The organism is Aeribacillus composti, assembly GCF_007827555.1.
GTDB lineage: Bacteria > Bacillota > Bacilli > Bacillales > Aeribacillaceae > Aeribacillus > Aeribacillus composti.
This window is the reverse complement of the sequence record NZ_VISS01000068.1, coordinates 1-2,243: the sequence shown is the minus strand read 5'-3', so window position 1 is coordinate 2,243 and position 2,243 is coordinate 1. Positions and strand designations below refer to the sequence as shown.

2 protein-coding genes are annotated in these 2,243 nt (G+C 42.7%); both read left to right on the top strand.

Features of this window, described 5'->3' with window-relative positions; all coding sequences use genetic code 11:
- A partial coding sequence (gene istA / locus FB379_RS18220; RefSeq protein WP_144598579.1) for an IS21 family transposase occupies positions 1–1,342 on the top strand: 1,342 nt, incomplete at its 5' end.
- Entirely contained in the window at positions 1,339–2,097 is a 759-nt protein-coding gene (gene istB, locus FB379_RS18215) for an IS21-like element helper ATPase IstB (RefSeq protein WP_066251710.1), read from the top strand. The genes istA and istB, both read left to right, overlap by 4 nt.
- Positions 2,098–2,243: the final 146 nt, after the last annotated feature.

The following is a 2,243-nucleotide window of genomic DNA, read 5'->3' as shown; positions in this document are numbered from 1 at the left end:
GAAGCGAGTCTTGCCCATTATTGATCAATGGCTCGAAGACGATCTAAAACGTTGGGGAAAACAACGTCATACCGCTGCCAGAATTTATCGAAGATTGGTCGATGAGTACGATTTCAAAGGATCTGAGTCCAACATCCGTAAGGTTGTAGCCAAACGTAAGAAGAAGCTACAGGAAGTCTTTATTCCCCTTGACTTTCAACTCGGCCACCAATTCCAATTCGACTGGGGAGAGGCGGATATTATTCTACAGGGTCGAACACAACGAATTTACCTCTTTTGTATGCAACTTTCGGCAAGTCGAATGCGATTTGTACGAGCATACCTGCATGAGAAACAGGAGGCTTTCTTAGATGGCTTTGTCCATGCGTTTGAATTCTTTGGAGGAGTACCTACCGAAGGGGTATTTGATAATTTAAAAACAGCCGTAGTAAAAATACTCCAAGGGAGAGATCGTCTCGAACAGGATGCTTTTCTAGCCTTACAATCCCACTATTTGTTTAAGGCAGAGTTTTGTAATATTCGTTCCGGGAATGAAAAAGGACGAGTGGAAGGGACGGTCGGATACGTAAGAAGAAACGTCTTCGTTCCGCTTCCGGACGTACAATCGCTGGAGGAATTAAACGCTTATCTATTGGACTGGTGTTTGAGAGAGGCGGAAGAAAAAACCGTTCCGTTCACTAAAGAAACGGTTGCGCAAATGTGGGCGAAAGAAAAGGAGTATCTACACCCACTCCCTGAAAAGAAGTTTGAAGCTTGCCGATTAGTCTCTTGTCAGGTGAATAAGACCTCTTTAATTACAGTGGAGACCAATCAGTATTCTGTCCCTTGTAGTTATGTAGGTCAAGCTGTATGGGCAAAAATATTTGTCGATCATGTGATCGTTGTGGCTCAAAATCAAGTGATCGCTGAACATCCTCGTTCTTACGAACGGAACCAGATGATCACCAATCTAGATCATTATCTGGAGGCATTATTAAAAAAACCGCGAGCGATTCGGGATGCCCATGCATTTCAATCATCTGACCTTCCGGATGTATTTAGGCGTTTTCACCGAAAAATGAGGGAACAAGAAGGAGCCGCGGGCGACCGTAAATTTATCCGACTCCTTCTCCTTCATCGAGAGATCGGGATGGAAAAATTGACACAAGCATTACGAGAAGCTGAACAAGCGCAGGTCTATCGGTATGAAGTCGTCCATGAAATCATTCAAAGACTGACGAATAACTACTTGCAGGTCCAAGATCTATCTAAGGAGAAAACGCCTGTAAATCTACTAGACTATAAAATTCAAAAGGCAAACGTAGCTCAATACGGACAATTAACGGGAGGTCAGATGAAATGACAACAGAAATCCTTTTAGACCATATCACGAAGCAATTGAGAATGCCTACAATTGCGAAACAATATCGCTCTCTCGCAAGAGAGGCAGAAGAAAGAAATCTACGGTATGAAGAATACTTATTGGCACTATTAGAAGCAGAAGTGCAGGCAAGAGAGGAAAATCAAAGACAGCGAAGGCTCAAACAAGCTGCCTTTCCCATCCACAAAACTTTAGACACCTATGATTTTACTTTCATGCCGAGCTTAAATCGAAATCGATTTCTCACACTCGCAAAAGGTGAGTTTGTAGAGAGAAAAGAGAATATTATTTTTCTAGGGAATAGTGGCACAGGGAAAACCCATTTGGCCATTGGGCTTGGAATCGCTATGATCCAAAATGGCTACAAAACCAAATTCATTACTGCTTCCGAGTTAGTGGAAGAGTTGCTTATTGCTAAAGAAGAGCACAAACTTGGTGCGTTTGAGAAGAAGTGGCTCAAATATGATGTGATCATCGTAGATGAACTGGGATATATCCCCTTTTCCAAAACAGGAGCAGAGCTATTATTTCAGTTCTTTTCCAATCGCTATGAACGTGCAAGTGTCATCATTACAACAAATCTTGAATTTGTAGAATGGACGAACATTTTTGGGGATGAAAAGATGACAGCAGCGTTGCTTGATCGGCTCACTCACCGTTCGCACATTCTTCTTCTAAACGGAGAATCTTATCGATTCCGTCAAAGTATGAAACAGAGGGAAAATGGGGAGTGGTAGCCAGGTGCGCGAAGCGTTTGGATGAGTTGCCCCTAGGGGCAACTCATCCAAACACCCACCTTCTCCCATTTATGGGAACTCTGATTCTAAAAGTGGCTCACTTTTGAAGTGATCGCTCTGGCTCAATTTATTATTGACAAAAACAA